Source organism: Phocaeicola coprocola DSM 17136 (genome assembly GCF_000154845.1).
GTDB classification, from domain to species: Bacteria; Bacteroidota; Bacteroidia; order Bacteroidales; family Bacteroidaceae; genus Phocaeicola; species Phocaeicola coprocola.
Genome location: NZ_DS981447.1, coordinates 1 through 20,119 on the forward strand (window position 1 = coordinate 1; position 20,119 = coordinate 20,119).

Here is a 20,119-nt window from a genome sequence, read left to right on the forward strand (position 1 = left end):
ACGAAAAGACCCCGTGAACCTTTACTATAGCTTAGCATGAATTGGCACGCGATTGTAGATAGTCGAGCTTGAGCAGCACGCAGTGTTGTGAGCCGCTGTTGAAATACGACCCTTTGTTTGTTTGAATTCTAACTCTTGGTAAGAGGACATTGCTTGGTGGGTAGTTTGACTGGGGTGGTCGCCTCCAAAAGCGTAACGGAGGCTTCTAAAGGTGCCCTCAGGACGATCGGTAACCGTCCGCAGAGTGTAATGGCAGAAGGGCGCTTGACTGGGAGACAGACAAGTCGAGCAGGTAGGAAACTAGAGCATAGTGATCCGGTGTTTCCGTATGGAAGGGACATCGCTCAAAGGATAAAAGGTACTCCGGGGATAACAGGCTGATCCCTCCCAAGAGCTCATATCGACGGAGTGGTTTGGCACCTCGATGTCGGCTCGTCACATCCTGGGGCTGGAGAAGGTCCCAAGGGTTGGGCTGTTCGCCCATTAAAGTGGCACGCGAGCTGGGTTCAGAACGTCGTGAGACAGTTCGGTCTCTATCTATCGTGGGCGTATGAAATTTGCGTGGCTCTGACACTAGTACGAGAGGACCGTGTTGGACCGACCTCTGGTTTACCGGTTGTGCCGCCAGGTGCATCGCCGGGTATCTAAGTCGGGATCGGATAAGTGCTGAAAGCATCTAAGTACGAAGCCGGCCACAAGATTAGATTTCTCAGGGTCGTCAAAGACGATGACGTTGATAGGATGCAGGTGTAAAGGTAGAGATACCAAAGCCGAGCATTACTAATTGCCCGTATGCTTTCCTTGTCAGGAAGGATGGGTGATATATACTTTCAGCTTCTTGAGAAGTGCTTGAATTACCTGCTTGTTAGTCATGAATACATAAAGGATATTCAGGTGACTATTGCACGAAGGTTCCACCTCTTCCCATTCCGAACAGAGAAGTTAAGCTTCGTCACGCCGATGGTACTGCGCAAGTGGGAGAGTAGGTAGTCGCCGTCTTAGGAGAAGCCCTGCAGCATCACAAGTGCCGCGGGGCTTTCTTTTTTGCATGAGGGCAGAAAAAACGCCGCCGGCTCCGGGAGTACGGCGGCGGAAGCGTCTCAATGTACCAGGGTGTTCATACCTTCCACGGTCCTGCCGCAGGAGAAGACGCACCTGATGCTGATGTCCTTGTCTATGATGAGGATGTCCGCATCCTTGCCCTTCTGGAGCGTGCCCTTCGACGAGTCGATGCCGATAAGCTTCGCCGGAGTTTCTGAAGCCATACGGACAGCATCCGCAAGAGGTATAGCGGCTTTTTTTACCATTGTCCGTACCAGTGTATCCATGGTTGCCAGACTGCCGACCAGTGAAGAATGGTCTGCTAATTTGCATACACCATTTTCGATAATATATCTGGGGTCATCAATAGGCTCACCATCGTATGCCGCATATTTTAAAGCATCTGTAACAAGGCAGGTTTGTTCGACACCTTTTAATTTATAGACGAGTTTCAATATTGTTGCTGGCAGATGAATACCATCTGCTATGACTTCCACACTCATTCCGTCTGTGAGGTATACACTTTCTACGGTACCTTCGTATTTGTACTCACGGCGTTTATGGAATCCGGGCATAGCATTATAGAAATGTGCGGCATGGGTGAATCCTGACTCAAAGGCTGCCTTTATTTCAGGGTATTCAGCTTCAGTATGTGTGATTGCTGCCATAATTCCTTTTGAACGCATATACTGACCGAATTCATGTCCTCCAGGTAATTCCGGGCTGATATCCCAACGTTTGATGCATTGAGTACTTTCTATGAGGGGGATATATTCATTGGAATCTGGATCTTTTAAAAACTCTTCCCATTGGCTTCCTGCCATTTTTTTATTAAGGTAAGGACCTTCGATGTGTAAGCCTTGAATAGTGCTTCCAGGCTCTTTCATTAGAGCTTCACAAGTTTTGACAGCCTGCTTGATATTCTCAAAACTGGTAGAAGATAGTGTAGGAAAAATAGATGTTGCTCCATGTTTCAAATGTGCCAGACTTGCTTTTTGAAAAGCTTCAGTGCTTCCCTCTGTAAAATCATATCCAGCTCCTCCGTGTGCGTGCATGCTTATAAAACCTGGAACGATGTACATGCCTTTAGCATCAATCACGGTTGCACCAATGACTGCAAGATCGCTGTTGGTTACTTCTAGTATTTTTCCGTCGCTGATAAGGACAGATCCGTCTTTTAGCCATCCTTGCGGAGTGAGGATATGTCCGTTTATGATTTGTGTCAACATAAATATCGATTATTTAAAATGTAATTAAAATAGTTTATTGGTTCCTTCTACCAATTTACCCATTGCCCATACGGCACGTACATTTAAATCGCGGTCGAGGGCAATAATGTCTGCATCTTTTCCTTTTTCCAAAGTTCCTTTCCGGTCAAGTACTCCCATGATGCGTGCTGGAGTTTCAGATGCCATTCTTACTGCATCTTCCAGTGGTATTTCAGCTTTTTGTACCATTGTACGAATCAAACGGTCCATGGTAGCGATACTTCCTGCCAGTGCGGAGCGGTCGGCTAATTTGCATACACCGTCTTCGATGATAACACGTGGGTCGAAAGCTTCTTTGCTGTCACTTGCTGCACATGCTAATGCATCGGTAATCAATGCAGTCTTTTCTACACCTTTTATTTTATGGACTAAGCGGAGAATTGTAGGAGGAACATGAATACCGTCTGCTACAACTTCTACTGTCATATCATCCATCAGATAAATACTTTCTACTGTTCCTTCATATTTATATTCGCGGCGTTTATGGAATCCAGGCATTGCATTATAGAAATGAGTTGCGTGGGTATATCCTACTTGGAATGCGGTATAAATGTCTTCAAATTCTGCTTGTGTATGACCTACTGCAGCCAGAACTCCTTTAGAGGTAATATATTTACCAAACTGCATAGCTCCAGGAAGTTCGGGAGCTGCATCCCAACGTTTGATACAATGAGTTTCTTCCAGTAAGGGGATATATTCTTCCGGAGTTGGATCTTTTATATTTTCGGGCATTTGACCGCCGGCCATTTTCATGTTGAAATAATGTCCTTCCAAATGAAGTCCAAGAACAGGACTGTCTGGTTCACTCATTAATTTTTCTGTAGTTTCGGCTGCAGCACGAATCATTGGTATTGTTGAAGAAGATAGAGTGGGGTATATACTTGTTGTCCCATGCTGCATGTGAGCTTTGATTGCTGTACGAAAAGCCTCTTCGTTGCCTTCCATAAAATCACGTCCTCCTCCTCCATGTACATGGATTTCAACTCCTCCCGGTACAATGTACATTCCTTTTGCATCGATGAGTGTAGCACCTACAATTGCCAGGTCACAATTTGTTACTTCTAGTATTTTGTTGTCCCTGATCAAGACAGAACCGTCTTTTAACCACCCTTGAGGAGTTAAAATACGTGCGTTAATTATTTGAGTTAACATAGGAATAAGATTTTATTTCTTTTATATTTTCTGCAAATTTAATTAATTGTCCGATAGATAATATGTTTATTTATGATTATAGCAGTGATTATTTAAAAAAAATATTTGTTTTCTGGTCAAAAAGGAGATTTATATGAATATAATACCCATTATACGGAAAGGTCATAAACACTTTTTTATTTGATAAATCTTTCCATTAGAAGATAAATGAAACGTTAAGTATTTATTTTTATGAATAAAAAAATAGAAAGACTAGATAAAATGAATTATTATTTGTATCTTTGTCGCCCGATTTATATAGTATTGCGAATTGGGAAAGCTTAGTACATACAAGGTAGAATTAAAGAATATGTCTGAAGACGTATGTCATTATGAATATGTCTTGGACAATGATTTTTTTATCAGCATTGATGCTCCGGAGATACAGAAAGGAAAGCTGCGAGTTGCATTGACGGTAAAAAAAAGTATGGGAGTTTTTGTCTTAAACTTTCATACAGAAGGTTTTGTCGTTGTTCCGTGTGACCGTTGTTTGGATGATATGGAAATTCCTGTTGATATAGATGATGAGCTGAAGGTAAAGATGGGAGCAACTTTCTCTGATGAAAATGATATTGTAGTAGTACCTGAAGAAGATGGTTACATCAATGTTGCATGGTTTATCTATGAATTCATTGCGTTGAGCCTTCCGATGAAACATGTACATGCTCCGGGAAAATGTAATAAAGCAATGATGGGAGCTTTGAGCAAGCATTTGCGTTCGTCTGCAGACGATGAGGATTATATGGATGATGTTGAAGAAAATGATGCAGACCCCGATGTGGAACGTGAAATCGATCCACGTTGGAAGGATTTGAAAAAAATATTAGATAATAATTAAATAAAGTTTTAGAAAAATGGCACATCCTAAAAGAAGACAATCAAAAACGAGAACTGCTAAGAGAAGAACTCACGATAAAGCAGTTGCTCCTACTTTGGCCATCTGCCCTAACTGCGGCGCATGGCATGTTTATCACACTGTATGTGGTGCTTGCGGTTATTACAGAGGTAAATTAGCTATCGAAAAAGAAGCTGCTCTTTAATAAACGCTTTGTTGAACACGTTTGTGTGATTCACTGAAAGAATAAAGCCGGAGAGCTTTCGGCTCTTCCGGCTGTTTTTTTATAGGAATATGCAAACTAAAATCTGAAATGATGGAAAAAATAAATGCTGTAATTACAGGAGTCGGTGGCTATGTACCTGACTATGTTTTGACCAATGAAGAACTGTCAAGAATGGTCGATACCAACGATGAGTGGATTATGACCCGTATCGGAGTAAAAGAAAGACGTATACTGAATGAAGAAGGATTAGGTACTTCTTATTTGGCACGTAAGGCTGCAAAACAATTAATGCAAAAAACAAATTCAGATCCTGATTCTATTGATTGCGTAATTGTTGCAACTACTACTCCTGACTATCATTTCCCTTCTACTGCCTCAATTTTGTGTGATAAATTGGGTTTGAAGAATGCGTATGCATTTGACTTGCAGGCTGCATGTAGCGGCTTTCTCTATGCTATGGAAACAGCTGCAAGTATGATTCAGTCTGGCAGACATAAAAAAATTATCATTGTTGGTGCTGATAAGATGTCATCAATGGTGAATTATTCAGATCGTGCTACATGTCCTATCTTTGGTGACGGCGCTGCTGCTTGCATGGTAGAAGCAACAACTGAAGATTATGGTATCATGGACTCAATATTGAGAACAGATGGCAAGGGATTGCCTTTCTTACATATGAAAGCGGGTGGTTCTGTATGTCCTCCTTCTTATTTTACTGTAGACAACAAGATGCATTATTTGTATCAGGAGGGTAGAACTGTATTTAAATATGCAGTTTCTAATATGTCGGATGTTACTGCTCAAATAGCTGAAAGAAACGGTTTGAATAAAGATAATATCAGCTGGATCGTCCCACATCAGGCGAATTTGCGTATTATTGATGCTGTTGCTTCTCGTTTAGAGGTTCCATTGGATAAAGTAATGATTAACATCCAACGTTATGGCAATACAAGTGCCGGAACATTGCCACTTTGTTTATGGGATTATGAAAAACAGTTGAAGAAAGGTGACAATATAATTTTCACTGCATTCGGAGCCGGATTTACTTGGGGTGCTGCGTATGTGAAGTGGGGTTATGATGGTAACAAGTAATGAACAATATTAATTAACACATACAAAAGAACGCATCCCAATACGGTGCGTTTTTTTGTATGTTACTAAAAAATAATTATGCACAAAGCCGGATTTGTAAATATTGTAGGTAATCCAAATGTCGGAAAATCTACATTGATGAACTTGTTGGTAGGAGAACGCATTTCTATTGCTACATTCAAGGCGCAGACAACTCGTCATCGTATTATGGGTATATTGAATACGGATGATATGCAGATTGTCTTCTCTGATACTCCAGGGGTTTTGAAGCCTAATTACAAACTTCAGGAGTCTATGTTGAACTTCTCTGAATCGGCATTGGTAGATGCAGATGTTTTGCTGTATGTGACTGATACGATAGAGAAGCCGGATAAGAATGCAGACTTTATGGAGAAGGTGCGTCGTGTTAAAGTTCCGGTTTTGCTGTTGATTAATAAAATTGATTTAACTAACCAGGAAGAACTGGTTAAGTTGGTTGAAGAATGGCATGAAATGTTGCCTGAAGCAGAAATTATACCTATCTCTGCAAAGGCAAAATTTAATGTCGATGTGGTGATGAAGCGTATTAAGGAGCTGATACCCGATTCTCCTCCTTATTTTGGCAAAGACCAGTTGACCGATAAGCCTGCTCGTTTCTTTGTAACTGAAATTATTCGTGAAAAGATTTTGTTATATTATGACAAAGAAATACCTTATGCGGTAGAGGTCGTAGTTGAACAGTTTAAAGAAGATGCCAAGAGTATTCATATTAATGCTGTTATTTATGTGGAGCGTGAATCTCAAAAAGGTATAATTATCGGACATCAGGGAAAAGCTTTGAAAAAAGTTGCTACCGAAGCACGTAAAACATTGGAACATTTTTTCCAAAAATCTATCTATCTGGAAACGTTTGTGAAAGTGGATAAAGATTGGAGAAGTTCTGACAAAGAGCTAAAGAATTTTGGTTATCAATTAGATTAACATTTCATCGGCTGTGACAGCCGTCAATCAATAAAAAAGTATGGGAAATTTAGTAGCAATCGTAGGACGTCCCAATGTGGGAAAGTCGACACTGTTTAATCGTCTGACTAAGACGCGTCAGGCAATTGTAAATGAACAGGCCGGAACAACCCGCGACCGCCAGTATGGTAAATCGGAATGGTTGGGAAAGGAGTTCTCAGTAGTAGATACTGGAGGCTGGGTAGTTAATTCGGAAGATATTTTTGAAGAAGAGATTCGTAAACAAGTCGTTTTGGCTATAGACGAAGCGGATGTTGTATTGTTTGTTGTCGATGTTACAAATGGAGTAACGGATTTGGATATGCAGGTAGCTTCTATTTTGCGTCGTGCCAAAACTCCGGTTATCGTTGTTGCCAATAAGACTGATAACAATGATTTGCAATATAATGCAGCTGAGTTTTACTCTTTGGGATTAGGAGATCCGTATTGTATTTCTGCTTTGAGTGGAAGTGGAACAGGTGACTTGCTGGATTTGATCGTAAGCAAATTTAAAAAGGAATCAGACGAAATTTTAGATGAAGATATTCCTCGTTTTGCTGTTGTCGGTCGTCCTAATGCTGGAAAATCTTCTATTGTAAATGCTTTTATCGGAGAAGAACGAAATATCGTAACTGAAATTGCGGGGACTACTCGTGACTCTATCTATACACGTTATGATAAGTTTGGTTTCGATTTTTACTTGGTCGACACAGCTGGTATTCGCAAAAAGAATAAAGTAAGTGAGGATTTGGAATATTATTCTGTGGTCCGTTCTATTCGTTCTATAGAGAATTCGGATGTGTGTATTCTGATGCTGGATGCAACGAGAGGTATAGAAGGGCAGGATTTGAATATCTTTTCACTTATTCAGCGAAATCAGAAAGGACTTGTCGTTGTAGTGAATAAGTGGGATTTGGTAGAAGAAAAGACCGCAAAGGTGATGAAGAATTACGAGGAAGCTATTCGTAATCGTTTTGCACCGTTTACCGATTTCCCGATAATTTTTGCTTCTGCATTGACAAAACAAAGAATTTTTAAAGTGTTGGAAGCTGCAAAGGAAGTTTATCAGGCTCGTACAACTAGAATTCCGACAGCTCGTTTGAATGAGGAGTTACTTCCTATGATAGAGGCTTATCCACCTCCTTCAAATAAAGGTAAATATATTAAGATTAAATATATTACTCAGTTACCCAATACTCAGGTGCCTTCGTTTGTATTCTTTGCAAACTTACCTCAGTATGTGAAAGAACCGTACAAGCGTTTCCTTGAAAATCAGATACGTGAACGTTGGAAACTTTCGGGTACTCCGATAAATATTTTTATCCGTCAGAAATAATTGGGTATTTCTGATGTTTGTGGAAAAATCTTCTTTCAGGTCTTAAATGACCAGAAAGAAGATTTTTTTTGTTAAATATCATATTGATGTCTGTCGTTTTAAGAATATGAATAAAATTCTTGGCTCTGTAAAAAAAAGTGTATTTTTGTTATCTATCGCCGTGCTTTTTTTAAGTTGGTAAAAATGACGTGAATCTAATATTTTACTGTTATGAAAAACTACGTTTTGTTACTTGTTTGTATGCTATCAGCTATAGCTGCATCTGCTCAGTATTGTAGTATTCAGAAGGGTCAGAAACTTTATTATGAAGTTCTTACTGGAAAAAAGAAAGCTGAAACTTATACTTCAGTAGTGAATGTGGAAAAAGTAAATGATTCTACTTTTATAACTTTGGGTGATTTTGTGCCAAAGATGAATGAAAAGATGAAAGATACTCTGTTTTACCAGAAAGTAGCTTATGCAAATAATAATACACTGATTTATTTGCAGGATGGAGAGTCTATGAAGGATAATATTTGTGGTATGATGGCAGAAGCTTTAAATAAGAAAGACATGACCTCGACCAAGGCAAAGTTTGATACAAACGGGAAAATCTGTTTGCTTTTAAATGAAAAGCGGCAGAAAGGAGAAAAGATTGAATCAGGTGAAATGACTATCCGGATTAAGCCTGTGACGATGACTGTTTCAATGAAAGGGCAATATGAGGGTACAGAAACTATTTCTACACCGGCTGATGAATTTGATTGTGTGAAGGTAACTTACTCTATGAAAGTGAAGTTTTTTATGTTTTCGGATGAAAGTCAGGTTATCGAATGGTATGCTAAAGGAGTAGGACTGGTGAAGCATGAAGAAAGCAGTCGAAAGTTGGGACAAAAGATGACAAAAACATTGACAAAAATAGAAAATTAGCCTTTCGTGTAAAGAAGACTAAAATAAAAAACGGATACTGTTTTTCTGATTATTACGAAACACAGTATCCGTTTTTGTGAAAGGATGAAGAGTTATCGATTTTCTTTTTCTCCTTCAGTTTTCACCTTTTTAAGTAAGTCTGATGCAAAAATAAAGTCGTTCAGACGTTGGTTAGTCGCTGTAAAAACTTCATTCTTCGTACCTTCCCACTCTTTATGTCCTTGATAGATATATAATATGCTGTCACCGATTCCCAGTACCGAATTCATGTCATGAGTATTAATGACGGTAGTCATATTATACTCAGTTGTGATGTCATGAATTAATTCATCAATAACGAGTGAAGTCTTAGGGTCTAGACCGGAGTTAGGTTCGTCGCAGAATAAATATTGTGGCTGAAGAGCGATTGCCCGTGCTATGGCTACACGTTTCTGCATTCCACCACTTATTTCTCCTGGAAATTTATTTTTTGCATCTATCAGATTAACACGGTCTAAGCAAAATTCAGCGCGTTTAATACGCTCTCTGTAAGTCATATTAGAAAACATATCCAGCGGAAACATGACGTTTTCTAATACAGACAGAGAGTCGAATAATGCTGCACTTTGGAAGATCATACCCATCTCCCGACGTAAAGCTTTCTTTTCCTTTTTCCCCATGGTAATCAAGTTACGTCCATCGTACAAAACTTCTCCATTTTCTGGAGTGAGAAGTCCTACCAGGCATTTCATGAGTACCGTTTTTCCCGAACCACTTTGTCCAATTATCAGGTTTGTTTTCCCGTTTTCAAAGGTAAAGTTGATGTCATTCAATACGGTACGATCTTCAAATGATTTATAGAGTGATTTAATTTGTATCATTGTTAGCTAAGTAATTGGGTGAGTATTAAATCGGAGAACAGGATCAGTACGCTACTGCATACGACAGAATCGGTACTAGCCTTTCCTACTGCGATAGATCCTCCTTCTACAGTGTATCCGAAGTAAGCTGATACGCTGGCTATTATGAAGGCGAAAACAAGTGATTTGATAAAACTGCACCATACGTACCATTCTACGAAACTATATTGGAATCCATATTCCAAATCGGTAGCATTAGTGATACCTGCAAACCACGCTGTACAGAAGGCTCCAATCACTCCGGCAAAAATACTAAAAGTTACGAGCAACGGAATCATTGTCATAAGTCCTAGAATTTTGGGAAGGATCAGATATGATGCTGAATTCACTCCCATAATATCGAGCGCATCAATTTGCTGAGTGACGCGCATGGTTCCTATTTCCGAGGCTATGTTTGAACCAACTTTACCTGCAAGAATAAGACACATGATGGAAGAAGAGAACTCTAGCAACAAGATTTCACGGGTGGTATATCCTACAACAAAACGTGGCATCCATGGACTTTCAATGTTTAGCTTAATTTGTATGCAGATAACAGCACCGATGAAAAAAGAAATCAGCAATACGATACCAATTGAGTTGATACCTAACTGTGCCATTTCATTACGATATTGTTTGAGGTACATTCGGAAACGTTCCGGGCGGGCAAATACTCTTCCCATTAGCATGAGGTATTTACCCAAAGTAGTAATTGGTCTTACCATATTTGTTATTTGAGTCTAATTTTGTGCAAAAGTACTGTTTTTTAGCTATATTATAATAAAAGCAGAGATGAAAATGGGAGGAATTACCACAGAACCCAAGATTTTTACTACTTTTGCTGCGGTAATGAAAGGATTGATCCTTCATTCTTAAATCTTTATTAAACAACTTTATGGCAGAGCAGGAAAACCAACAGTATATTGCTGAAGAAACATTTGAACTTCCATCGGATGGACGTATGGTACTTCGTACTGAGAATCTGGTCAAAAAATATGGTAAGCGTACGGTCGTAAGCCATGTTTCCATTAATGTGAAACAGGGGGAAATTGTCGGACTGCTGGGACCGAATGGTGCTGGTAAGACAACTTCTTTTTATATGACTACAGGATTGATTGTTCCTAATGAGGGGCATATCTATCTGAATAATCAGGATATTACTGATTATCCCGTATATAAGCGTGCCCAGAATGGTATCGGATATTTGGCACAGGAGGCTTCTGTTTTCCGTAAAATGAGTGTGGAAGATAACATTGCTTCGGTTCTGGAGCTTACAAAGACTTCGAAGGAATATCAAAAAGAAAAACTGGAAAGCTTGATTGCTGAATTCCGTTTGCAGAAGGTACGTAAAAACTTAGGTGACCAATTGTCGGGAGGTGAACGCCGCCGTACAGAAATTGCACGTTGTCTGGCTATCGACCCGAAGTTTATTATGCTTGACGAACCGTTTGCCGGTGTAGACCCTATTGCGGTCGAAGATATTCAGCATATTGTATGGAAGCTGAAAGATAAAAATATTGGTATATTGATTACTGACCACAATGTGCAGGAAACACTAAGTATCACAGACCGTGCCTATTTGTTGTTTGAAGGAAAAATACTTTTCCAGGGTACACCTGAAGAACTTGCTGAAAACAAGATTGTAAGGGAAAAGTATCTAAGTAACAGTTTTGTGTTACGCAGGAAAGATTTTCAACTTAATAGAGAAATACGTGAATAAGTGATAGTGTGAATGGTATACAGCAGGAAACTTTTTTTAGAACTGGCTTCTTTGGTATGTATATATAAATGAAATCACAAAAGCTTACTTGCGTTTTTTATAAATTTTACTTAGACATTTTGGTTATTGCAAGATTAAACACTATTTTTGCAACCTCTTTGAATAAACTGGAATATAGTAATAATTAAATAAATAAGTCGGAAATGAATATTTCATTGCAAAACGTAGACAAGGTAAGCGCAGTGCTTACTGTTCAGATTGAAAAGGCTGACTATCAGGAAAAAGTAGAAAAATCGTTGAAAACTCTTCGTCAGAGAGTTAATATGCCCGGATTCCGTAAAGGAATGGTTCCTATGGCTTTGATTAAGAAGCAGTATGGTATTTCTGTATTGGTAGAAGAAGTTGATAAGCTGATGCAGGAAAAAGTTGGCGAATATATTCGTGAAAATAATGTGAATATGCTGGGTACTCCTCTGCCTAAAGAAAATAATGTGAATTTTGAGGCAGATGAAAACTTTGAATTCTCATTTGATATTGCTTTGGCTCCTGAATTCAATGTTGAATTGTCTAACAATGATACTGTTGATTACTACGATATCAATGTAACTGATGAAATGGTAGATCAGCAGGTTAAGATGTACACTCAGCGTACTGCAAAATATGATAAAGTTGAGGAATATCAGGAAAATGATATGCTGAAAGGTTTGTTGGCTGAGCTGGATGAAAATGGCAACACAAAAGAAGGTGGTCTTCAGGTAGAAGGTGCTGTAATGATGCCTACTTATATGAAGAATGACGATCAGAAAGCTATCTTCAACGGTGCTAAGACAAATACAGTATTGGTATTCAATCCTGCAACTGCATTCGATAACAACGAAGCTGAATTAGCTTCTTTGCTGAAGATTAAGAAAGAAGAAGTTGCAAACTATAAAGGTAACTTCAGTTTCCAGATTGAAGAAATCACTCGTATGATTCCGGGTGACTTGAATCAGGAATTGTTCGATCAGGTTTTGGGTGAAGGAAAAGCTCACAGCGAAGAAGAATTCCGTGCACAGATTAAAGAAACAATTGCTAAGCAGTTCGAAGCTGATAGCGACTATAAGTTCTTGATCGACGTTCGCAACTATGTTGTAAATAAGATTGGTAAACTGGAATTTGCAGACGAACTGATGAAGCGCATCATGTTGGAAAACAACAAGGAAAAAGGTGAAGAGTTCGTTGCAGAACATTATGAAAAGAGCCTTGAAGAGCTGACATGGCACCTGATTAAAGAAAAATTGGTTGCTGCAAACAACATCAAGGTAGAACAAGCTGACATTACTAATATGGCTAAGGAAGCTACTCGTGCTCAGTTTGCTCAGTATGGTATGATTAATGTACCTGATGAATTGTTGGAAAACTATTCTAAGGAAATGTTGAAGAAACGTGAAAGTGTAGAAGCATTAGTCAACCGTGTTGTTGAAGCTAAATTGTCAGAAATACTGAAAGGTCAGGTTACATTGAATCATAAAGCTGTTTCAGCAGAAGAATTCAATAAAATGTTTCAGTAATTTCCCTGCAGTAAGCTAAGGCGAATTGCTAAAACTTGCTAAAAGAGGGGCTTTTGGTCTGGCTTTCGCCCGATTGAACAGCGGTTTTTGTACTTTTGTTCTATTGTGGGAAGAAGCCATCAAAAGCTTCTCTTTTGTTCTTTTTATTATTCACAATTAATAGATTAGACTAATGGACGATTTTAGAAAATATGCTACCAAGCATTTGGGCATGAGCAGTATGGTGCTTGATGATGTTATTAAGTCACAAGCTGGATATCTCAATCCTTATATCTTGGAAGAACGTCAATTGAATGTAACACAGCTTGATGTCTTTTCTCGTCTTATGATGGACCGTATTATATTTCTCGGTACTCAGATTGATGATTATACAGCCAATACATTGCAAGCTCAGCTGTTGTATCTGGATTCTGTTGACTCTGGAAAAGATATCTCTATTTATATAAATTCTCCTGGTGGTTCTGTTTATGCAGGACTGGGCATTTATGATACGATGCAGTTTATATCTAGCGATGTCGCTACTATTTGTACGGGTATGGCTGCTTCAATGGCAGCTGTGTTATTGGTTGCAGGAGCAGAAGGAAAGCGTTCTGCGTTGACTCATTCACGTGTAATGATTCATCAGCCGATGGGAGGAGCACAAGGACAGGCTTCTGATATTGAAATTACAGCTCGTGAAATCCAAAAGTTAAAGAAAGAGCTTTATACTATTATCTCAGATCACTCTCATACAGAATTTGACAAGGTATGGGCCGACTCTGACCGTGATTATTGGATGACGGCTCAAGAAGCAAAAGAGTATGGTATGATTGATGAGGTACTTTCTCGTAAGCCTGCATTATAAGTTTTTAATTTAAAACGATATAACTTTGGAAGATAAATCAACTAAAAAGAATAAACGGCGTTGTAGCTTTTGTGGACGTACGGAAGATGAAGTCGGTTTCTTGATAACAGGTGTTAATGGATGTATCTGTGACAGTTGTTCGGAACAGGCTCATGAGATTGTACAGGAAGCTATGCGTCAGAAAGGAAATAGTACAGACCTTAATCTGGCAGAACTTCCTAAACCCAAAGATATTAAAGATTTTCTTGACCAGTATGTTATCGGTCAGGATGATGCTAAACGTTACCTCTCTGTTGCTGTTTACAATCATTATAAACGTTTGTTGCAACCTTCGTCGAAAGATGATGTGGAAATCGAAAAATCTAACATCATTATGGTGGGAAGTACAGGTACGGGAAAAACATTATTGGCTCGTACTATTGCAAAGTTATTGCATGTTCCTTTTACCATAGTTGATGCTACAGTGCTGACTGAAGCCGGCTATGTAGGTGAAGATATAGAAAGTATTTTGACACGTCTGTTGCAGGTTGCCGATTATAATGTTGAGGAAGCTGAGCGCGGTATAGTATTTATCGATGAGATAGATAAAATAGCCCGTAAAGGAGATAATCCATCTATTACTCGTGATGTAAGTGGAGAAGGAGTGCAGCAAGGTTTGTTGAAACTTCTTGAGGGCTCTATCGTAAATGTTCCTCCTCAGGGAGGCCGTAAGCATCCAGAACAGAAACTGATTCCTGTCAATACAAAAAATATTTTATTTATTTGTGGAGGTGCTTTCGATGGCATTGAGCGTAAAATAGCCCAACGTTTGAATACGAATGTTGTAGGATATGGAGCTGCAAAAGAGAAGGTGAAAATAGACCGTGCAAATCTTATGCAATATATTGCTCCGCAGGATTTGAAGTCTTTTGGACTGATTCCTGAAATCATTGGACGTTTGCCTATTCTGACTTACTTGAATCCGCTGGACCGTACAGCATTGCGTAATATTCTGACAGAACCGAAGAATTCTATTATTAAACAATATATCAAATTGTTTGAGATGGACGGCGTGAAGCTAGAGTTTCAGCCAGAGGTCTTTGATTATATTGTAGATAAAGCTGTCGAATATAAATTGGGAGCTCGCGGTTTAAGATCGATAGTAGAAACAATTGTTATGGATGCAATGTTTGAAGTTCCATCGCATAAGGTAGAAACATTTGTCATAACATTGGATTATGCGAAAGAACAAATGAATAAAGCTAATTTGTCTCGTTTGCAAATGGCCTGAAAATTTTGGTAAGTGATGAGAAAATAAAGTTCTTCATTAAAATAATTTCTTTTTTATTTGTATAATATCAAAAGTTGTTTATAACTTTGTTACATACGTAAAGCGGGATTTACATCTTGAAGAATTAGAAAATCACTAAAATAAAAGGACAATGGCGGAAAAGATTAATTTAGCGGAACAGTTGAAGAAGTATTTTGGTTTCGATACATTTAAAGGAAATCAAGAAGCTATAATTAGCAACTTACTAGCCGGGAAGGATACTTTTGTTTTAATGCCTACCGGTGGTGGTAAGTCGTTGTGTTATCAGTTACCTTCTTTGTTAATGGAAGGGACGGCTATAGTTATATCTCCGCTCATTGCTCTTATGAAAAATCAGGTTGATGCTATGCGAAACTTCAGCGAAGAAGATGGAGTGGCGCATTTCATTAACTCATCGCTTACAAAATCGGCGATAGATCAGGTAAAGTCTGATATTCTGGCTGGGAAAACAAAATTATTATATGTTGCTCCCGAATCGCTGACAAAAGAAGAAAATGTAGATTTTCTGAAACATGTGAAGATCTCTTTTTATGCTATTGACGAAGCACATTGTATCTCTGAATGGGGACATGACTTCCGTCCGGAATATCGTCGCATCCGTCCTATTATCAATGAAATCGGTAAAGCACCGGTTATTGCTTTGACGGCGACGGCTACTCCTAAAGTGAAGATGGATATTCAGAAGAACTTGGGAATGGTAGGTGCGACGGAGTTTAAATCTTCATTTAATCGTCCTAACCTGTATTACGAAGTACGTCCTAAGACAAATAATGTGGATAAGGATATTATTCGCTTTATTAAACAGAACCCGGAAAAATCAGGCATTATTTATTGTCTGAGTCGTAAGAAGGTGGAAGAGTTGGCAGAAATCCTTCAGGCTAATGGTATTAAGGCTCGTCCGTATCATGCAGGTATGGATTCGGCTACTCGTAATGCCAATCAAGATGCTTTTCTGAAAGAGGATATTGAAGTGATTGTCGCAACAATCGCTTTTGGTATGGGAATCGATAAGCCAGATGTACGTTTCGTTATCCATTATGATATTCCGAAAAGCTTAGAGGGATATTATCAGGAAACAGGACGTGCAGGACGTGACGGTGGAGAAGGTATGTGTATCACTTTCTATTCGAATAAGGACTTGCAAAAGTTGGAAAAATTTATGCAAGGTAAACCTATTTCAGAACAAGAAATTGGAAAGCAATTGTTGTTGGAAACAGCAGCATATGCTGAGTCGTCATTATGTCGTAGAAAGATTTTATTGCATTATTTCGGAGAAGAATATACTGAAGATAATTGTGGTAATTGTGATAACTGTTTAAATCCGAAAAAACAAGTGGAGGCTCAGGATTCGTTGTGTGCAGTGATTGAAACAATCATTGCAGTAAAAGAAAACTTTAAACAAGATTATATAGTTGACATCCTTTTAGGAAAGGAAACGTCGGAAGTATTGGCGCATAAACATGAAGACCTGGAAGTCTTCGGCTCTGGTATGGGTGAGGATGAACGTCTTTGGAATGCTGTCATTCGTCAGGCTTTAATAGCTGGTTATTTGAGTAAAGACGTTGAAAATTATGGTTTACTGAAAGTTACTCCAGAAGGCCATAAGTTTTTGAAAAAGCCGAAATCATTTAAGATCGTAGAAGATGCTGATTTTGATGATGAAGATGTAGAAGAAGTTCCGATGAGAAGTGGTGCTTCATGTGCTGTTGATCCGGTTCTATTCTCTATGTTGAAAGACTTGCGTAAGAAAATGTCGAAAAAGCTCGACGTTCCTCCTTATGTAATTTTCCAGGATCCTTCATTGGAGGCTATGGCTACTATATATCCGGTAACATTAGAAGAATTGCAGAACATTCCGGGTGTAGGTGCGGGAAAAGCTAAACGTTATGGACAGGAGTTCTGCGAGTTGATTAAAAAGCATTGCGAAGAAAATGAGATAGATCGTCCGGAAGACTTGCGTGTTCGTACTGTTGCTAATAAATCAAAACTGAAAGTTTCGATTATTCAGAGTATTGACCGTAAGGTTGCTTTAGATGATATAGCAGTAGCAAAAGGTATTGAGTTTAATGAATTGCTTGATGAAATAGAAGCTATTGTCTATTCAGGAACAAAATTGAATATCGACTACTTCTTGAATGATGTCATGGATGAAGATCATATGCTTGATATTTATGATTACTTCAAAGAGTCGACAACAGATAAGATAGATGACGCGATGGATGAATTAGGAGCTGATTATACCGAAGAAGAAATTCGTCTGGTTCGTATCAAGTTTATCTCGGAAATGGCAAATTAATAGTAGCTCATTTTAATTTTAACCGTGGCAGTAAGCAATTAGCAAGTTTACTGCCACGGTTCGTTATTTTTATTTCGTCTTTTTCAGAAAGCGTTCTGTAAGTCGGCGACGAACAGGCTCGTCGTATAGTTTCAGAGAGGCATATGCCAAGGCAATTGCTCCTACTAAAACAAGTATCATATAAGGAATTCCTTCCGTGATTGTTGCATTGTTATTACATACCCAGGCAGTATAAATATATATCAGAGGGTAGTGAGTGATATAAATGGGGTATGAAATATCTCCTAAAAATTTGCAAATACGGCTGGAGTATTTGCCTGTTACTTTACCACCAGCTCCCATGGAAACAATTATAGGGAATATGAAGATGATACAGAATGATTCATAGAGTCCGTTCATCCAATAATGCTCTTCACCTCCTAGACGGGGAATTGATAATATGACGATAATAATCAGAGCACAATACCAAAAGGCTCTTTTCTTAATTCGTATCAACCATCCAAGTCGGGATAAGAGTAATCCTCCAAAAAAAGGATACATTAATCGTACAAAGCCTACATATTGTTGTTCCCAGTTTAGTGCCCATCCACCTACCATATCACCCATTGGGGCTGTCAGACTGCGATATACTGTAAAGCAAGCTGCAATAACGACTAAAACAGTAAGAGCTATTTTGTTGAAACGACGTATGAAGAGGGCATAGAGAATATTGGCTATATATTCATAATACAACGACCATGCTGGGCCATTCAATGGATGCATTTCTGTCCATCCTCGTACATCCCATTTCAAAGGAAGTGGAAGTAATGTACATCCCAGTAGCATAATTAACAATAATGCCCCTACTGGTGTATGTTCTATCTGTGGAAAGCAAGATGATTGCTGGAAATAGAAAAGTGCAGCTCCAACGATGCTTCCCATGATGACCATAGGGTGCAGGCGGATGATGCGTCGCTTAAAGAATGTTCCTAATGTCATTTTATCCCATCGGTCGTCATAGGCATAGCCTATTACAAATCCTGAAAGCATAAAGAAAAAATCAACAGCAAGGTATCCATGATTGATAATTTGTATCAAGTGATTCCCTAGTGAGTGAGTTTCAAATAAATGAAAGATAATGACCATAATGGCAGCTACTCCTCGAAGCCCGTCAAGAATTTCGTAATGAGGCTTCGATGCAAGATAAGTGGTTTGCGTGTTCATAGTTATTTTTTACTGCGTTATAAAAGATTTTTATTCAACAGCGGACAAAGATAGACAACTTCTAGCAAATAATATAGACAATAAGTGGCTAAAATAGTCTTTTTATTCTGTCATCTGCTTAGACGAAAAAGAACAGTATGGCGTTGCGGATTATTGTTTTGTCGGATTGTGTCTGTTTGCATATTCCGGCGGATACCCGTTCAGCATTTCCGGTGATATCCGTTCAGTCCCCAGTTAGTATTCAGTGTTGTTGGCAAAGTTAATACTTCTTTCTTAGGCTCTCTCCTTTAAGGTCAAATTTTATTGCCTTATGCACGATTCTGTCCAGACAGGCTTCCGCAATGAGCTCGCTTTGGAACACATCATACCAGTCTGCAACGGGAAGCTGGCTGGCCAGGATGAGTGCCTTCCGGTTGTACCGGTCATCTATGATCTGTTCAAAGTCATGCTGTATCTGGCCGTCCAGCTTGACCATCCCAAAGTCATCGATAATCAGCAGGTCATGTGCGTTCAGCTTCCGGAAGAAGTTTGTTTCCCGTCCTTCCAGATGTGCAAGCTTCAGGTTCTCGATGAGCATGTTCATCGTGAAGTACAGTACCTTCCGGCCGTTCCTGCATGCCCTGTCACCCAGGGCACAGGCAAAGTAGGACTTCCCGGTTCCTGCCGGTCCGGTAATGATGACCGTCATTCCGCCCGTGATGTAATTTCCGGTTGCAAGGTCGGCTGCAGAGCAGGTCTGTATGCCCCTTGCCGTGTCCGTTTCAAGTTCTTCCATCGAGGCTCTCAGACGGAAGCCGGCATTCTTTATAAGACGCTGGATGCGGTTGTTCCCTCTCGTGTCACGTTCGTACTGGAGCATGATCTGCATGCCTTCACGCAGGGTAAGCTTGTCCAACTGATGTGTTTCTTCCAGAGAGCTCCAGCAGCTTGCCATTCCCGGAAGCTTCAGCTCGTGCAGTGTTCTTTCTGTTTCGTTGCTCATAATCATTTATTGTTGTTGGTTTATGTCATTTCCTGTAAAATAGTCTTTTCCGCGCATGTTCCCGTGGTTTGACGGTGTAGGCGCATGGAAGATTACCGTCTCGTCTGCGGATGCATTCATGCCGTTACGTCTGAGTATGGCTTCAAACTTGCTGTAGGAGTAAATACCGTACTCCATGCACTGACGGCAGGTAAGGTCAAACGTGGCAAGGTCATACTTCCTTCTGAGGCTGACTATGGAGTTGCACAGCTTGTAATACACCTCTTCAGGCTGTGCGGTACGTTTGGGGTCAAAGATTCTTTTTACATATTCATGGCAGTCAGGTGATATATCTTTTGCTTTCTCCACATATAGGCTGCGACGCTCATAATCACCTGCAGCTGGATGCGAGATGTCCCTGACTGTGGTATAGCGTATGTATGCTGCGGATAATGTGGAGGCCACAGTTTCCTGCCTCCCAC

17 protein-coding genes, 2 rRNA genes and 1 pseudogene are annotated in these 20,119 nt (G+C 39.5%); 13 read left to right on the plus strand and 7 right to left on the minus strand.

The genetic code is table 11. The features are described 5' to 3' along the window. Together BACCOP_RS02630 and rrf are read left to right on the plus strand one after the other, a co-directional pair. Window positions 1-804, plus strand: a 23S ribosomal RNA gene (locus tag BACCOP_RS02630); the annotation flags it as partial. Window positions 805-890: 86 nt separating this feature from the next. Further along, window positions 891-999, plus strand: a 5S ribosomal RNA gene (gene rrf, locus BACCOP_RS02635). Window positions 1,000-1,100: 101 nt separating this feature from the next. Here the strand turns inward: rrf and nagA (BACCOP_RS02640) are convergent. Together nagA (BACCOP_RS02640) and nagA (BACCOP_RS02645) are read right to left on the minus strand one after the other, a co-directional pair. Beyond that, complete coding sequence (gene nagA, locus BACCOP_RS02640; RefSeq protein ID WP_007565932.1) at window positions 1,101-2,270, minus strand: N-acetylglucosamine-6-phosphate deacetylase; 1,170 nt, start codon at window positions 2,268-2,270, stop codon at window positions 1,101-1,103. Window positions 2,271-2,294: 24 nt separating this feature from the next. Beyond that, entirely contained in the window at window positions 2,295-3,461 is a 1,167-nt protein-coding gene (gene nagA / locus BACCOP_RS02645; protein ID WP_007565935.1) for an N-acetylglucosamine-6-phosphate deacetylase, read from the minus strand. A 349-nt stretch (window positions 3,462-3,810) separates the two neighbouring features. On the opposite strand from nagA (BACCOP_RS02645), the gene BACCOP_RS02650 reads away from it, so the two are divergent. The 6 genes from BACCOP_RS02650 to BACCOP_RS19190 all read left to right on the plus strand — a co-directional run bounded on the left by BACCOP_RS02650 (window position 3,811) and on the right by BACCOP_RS19190 (window position 8,876). Then, window positions 3,811-4,338 (plus strand): YceD family protein, encoded by a 528-nt coding sequence (locus BACCOP_RS02650; protein ID WP_007565937.1) that lies wholly within the window; start codon window positions 3,811-3,813, stop codon window positions 4,336-4,338. Window positions 4,339-4,354: 16 nt separating this feature from the next. After that, window positions 4,355-4,540 (plus strand): 50S ribosomal protein L32, encoded by a 186-nt coding sequence (gene rpmF, locus BACCOP_RS19475; RefSeq protein ID WP_007565939.1) that lies wholly within the window; start codon window positions 4,355-4,357, stop codon window positions 4,538-4,540. Window positions 4,541-4,651: 111 nt separating this feature from the next. Then, a complete protein-coding gene (locus BACCOP_RS02655; RefSeq protein WP_022126000.1) occupies window positions 4,652-5,653 on the plus strand; it encodes a beta-ketoacyl-ACP synthase III in 1,002 nt (333 codons plus the stop codon). Window positions 5,654-5,731: 78 nt separating this feature from the next. After that, window positions 5,732-6,613 (plus strand): GTPase Era, encoded by an 882-nt coding sequence (era, locus tag BACCOP_RS02660; protein ID WP_007565944.1) that lies wholly within the window; start codon window positions 5,732-5,734, stop codon window positions 6,611-6,613. Between the two features lie 40 nt (window positions 6,614-6,653). Further along, the gene (gene der, locus BACCOP_RS02665; protein ID WP_007565946.1) at window positions 6,654-7,967 is read left to right on the plus strand and encodes a ribosome biogenesis GTPase Der; all 1,314 of its coding nucleotides are present in this window, start codon (window positions 6,654-6,656) and stop codon (window positions 7,965-7,967) included. A gap of 210 nt (window positions 7,968-8,177) precedes the next feature. Continuing rightward, the gene (locus BACCOP_RS19190) at window positions 8,178-8,876 is read left to right on the plus strand and encodes a TapB family protein (protein WP_148315646.1); all 699 of its coding nucleotides are present in this window, start codon (window positions 8,178-8,180) and stop codon (window positions 8,874-8,876) included. A 92-nt stretch (window positions 8,877-8,968) separates the two neighbouring features. Here BACCOP_RS19190 and BACCOP_RS02675 read toward each other — a convergent pair whose 3' ends face one another. Both BACCOP_RS02675 and BACCOP_RS02680 read right to left on the minus strand, forming a co-directional pair. Beyond that, complete coding sequence (locus BACCOP_RS02675; protein WP_007565950.1) at window positions 8,969-9,736, minus strand: ABC transporter ATP-binding protein; 768 nt, start codon at window positions 9,734-9,736, stop codon at window positions 8,969-8,971. Window positions 9,737-9,738: 2 nt separating this feature from the next. Further along, window positions 9,739-10,479 carry an MlaE family ABC transporter permease gene (locus BACCOP_RS02680; RefSeq protein ID WP_007565951.1) on the minus strand — a complete coding sequence of 247 codons (741 nt, stop codon included), beginning with the start codon at window positions 10,477-10,479 and terminating at the stop codon, window positions 9,739-9,741. 170 nt (window positions 10,480-10,649) lie between these two features. Between BACCOP_RS02680 and lptB the strand changes: the two genes are divergently transcribed. From lptB to recQ, 5 genes are all read left to right on the plus strand, one after another. Beyond that, on the plus strand, window positions 10,650-11,474 hold the full coding sequence (lptB, locus tag BACCOP_RS02685) for an LPS export ABC transporter ATP-binding protein (protein ID WP_007565953.1): 825 nt from the start codon (window positions 10,650-10,652) through the stop codon (window positions 11,472-11,474). Window positions 11,475-11,677: 203 nt separating this feature from the next. Next, window positions 11,678-13,024 carry a trigger factor gene (gene tig / locus BACCOP_RS02690; protein WP_007565955.1) on the plus strand — a complete coding sequence of 449 codons (1,347 nt, stop codon included), beginning with the start codon at window positions 11,678-11,680 and terminating at the stop codon, window positions 13,022-13,024. Window positions 13,025-13,196: 172 nt separating this feature from the next. After that, on the plus strand, window positions 13,197-13,868 hold the full coding sequence (gene clpP / locus BACCOP_RS02695; protein WP_007565960.1) for an ATP-dependent Clp endopeptidase proteolytic subunit ClpP: 672 nt from the start codon (window positions 13,197-13,199) through the stop codon (window positions 13,866-13,868). Window positions 13,869-13,893: 25 nt separating this feature from the next. Further along, complete coding sequence (clpX, locus tag BACCOP_RS02700) at window positions 13,894-15,138, plus strand: ATP-dependent Clp protease ATP-binding subunit ClpX (RefSeq protein WP_007565962.1); 1,245 nt, start codon at window positions 13,894-13,896, stop codon at window positions 15,136-15,138. Between the two features lie 151 nt (window positions 15,139-15,289). Beyond that, a complete protein-coding gene (gene recQ, locus BACCOP_RS02705; protein WP_007565964.1) occupies window positions 15,290-17,473 on the plus strand; it encodes a DNA helicase RecQ in 2,184 nt (727 codons plus the stop codon). Between the two features lie 69 nt (window positions 17,474-17,542). Here recQ and BACCOP_RS02710 read toward each other — a convergent pair whose 3' ends face one another. The 3 genes and pseudogenes from BACCOP_RS02710 to BACCOP_RS02720 all read right to left on the minus strand — a co-directional run. Next, window positions 17,543-18,676 carry an acyltransferase family protein gene (locus BACCOP_RS02710; RefSeq protein ID WP_007565965.1) on the minus strand — a complete coding sequence of 378 codons (1,134 nt, stop codon included), beginning with the start codon at window positions 18,674-18,676 and terminating at the stop codon, window positions 17,543-17,545. A gap of 259 nt (window positions 18,677-18,935) precedes the next feature. Then, window positions 18,936-19,658, minus strand: a complete 723-nt coding sequence (istB, locus tag BACCOP_RS02715) for an IS21-like element helper ATPase IstB (RefSeq protein WP_040311749.1) — start codon at window positions 19,656-19,658, stop codon at window positions 18,936-18,938. A 6-nt stretch (window positions 19,659-19,664) separates the two neighbouring features. Continuing rightward, a pseudogene (locus tag BACCOP_RS02720) lies at window positions 19,665-20,119 on the minus strand (IS21 family transposase); the annotation flags it as partial.

What these genes read in the sequence shown, in the direction of transcription:
- nagA (WP_007565932.1), bottom strand. Translation starts at nt 2,270, where the DNA reads ATGTTGACACAAATCATAAACGGACATATCCTCACTCCGCAAGGATGG.
- nagA (WP_007565935.1), bottom strand. Translation starts at nt 3,461, where the DNA reads ATGTTAACTCAAATAATTAACGCACGTATTTTAACTCCTCAAGGGTGG.
- BACCOP_RS02650 (WP_007565937.1), top strand. Translation starts at nt 3,811, where the DNA reads ATGTCTGAAGACGTATGTCATTATGAATATGTCTTGGACAATGATTTT.
- rpmF (WP_007565939.1), top strand. Translation starts at nt 4,355, where the DNA reads ATGGCACATCCTAAAAGAAGACAATCAAAAACGAGAACTGCTAAGAGA.
- BACCOP_RS02655 (WP_022126000.1), top strand. Translation starts at nt 4,652, where the DNA reads ATGGAAAAAATAAATGCTGTAATTACAGGAGTCGGTGGCTATGTACCT.
- era (WP_007565944.1), top strand. Translation starts at nt 5,732, where the DNA reads ATGCACAAAGCCGGATTTGTAAATATTGTAGGTAATCCAAATGTCGGA.
- der (WP_007565946.1), top strand. Translation starts at nt 6,654, where the DNA reads ATGGGAAATTTAGTAGCAATCGTAGGACGTCCCAATGTGGGAAAGTCG.
- BACCOP_RS19190 (WP_148315646.1), top strand. Translation starts at nt 8,178, where the DNA reads ATGAAAAACTACGTTTTGTTACTTGTTTGTATGCTATCAGCTATAGCT.
- BACCOP_RS02675 (WP_007565950.1), bottom strand. Translation starts at nt 9,736, where the DNA reads ATGATACAAATTAAATCACTCTATAAATCATTTGAAGATCGTACCGTA.
- BACCOP_RS02680 (WP_007565951.1), bottom strand. Translation starts at nt 10,479, where the DNA reads ATGGTAAGACCAATTACTACTTTGGGTAAATACCTCATGCTAATGGGA.
- lptB (WP_007565953.1), top strand. Translation starts at nt 10,650, where the DNA reads ATGGCAGAGCAGGAAAACCAACAGTATATTGCTGAAGAAACATTTGAA.
- tig (WP_007565955.1), top strand. Translation starts at nt 11,678, where the DNA reads ATGAATATTTCATTGCAAAACGTAGACAAGGTAAGCGCAGTGCTTACT.
- clpP (WP_007565960.1), top strand. Translation starts at nt 13,197, where the DNA reads ATGGACGATTTTAGAAAATATGCTACCAAGCATTTGGGCATGAGCAGT.
- recQ (WP_007565964.1), top strand. Translation starts at nt 15,290, where the DNA reads ATGGCGGAAAAGATTAATTTAGCGGAACAGTTGAAGAAGTATTTTGGT.
- BACCOP_RS02710 (WP_007565965.1), bottom strand. Translation starts at nt 18,676, where the DNA reads ATGAACACGCAAACCACTTATCTTGCATCGAAGCCTCATTACGAAATT.
- istB (WP_040311749.1), bottom strand. Translation starts at nt 19,658, where the DNA reads ATGAGCAACGAAACAGAAAGAACACTGCACGAGCTGAAGCTTCCGGGA.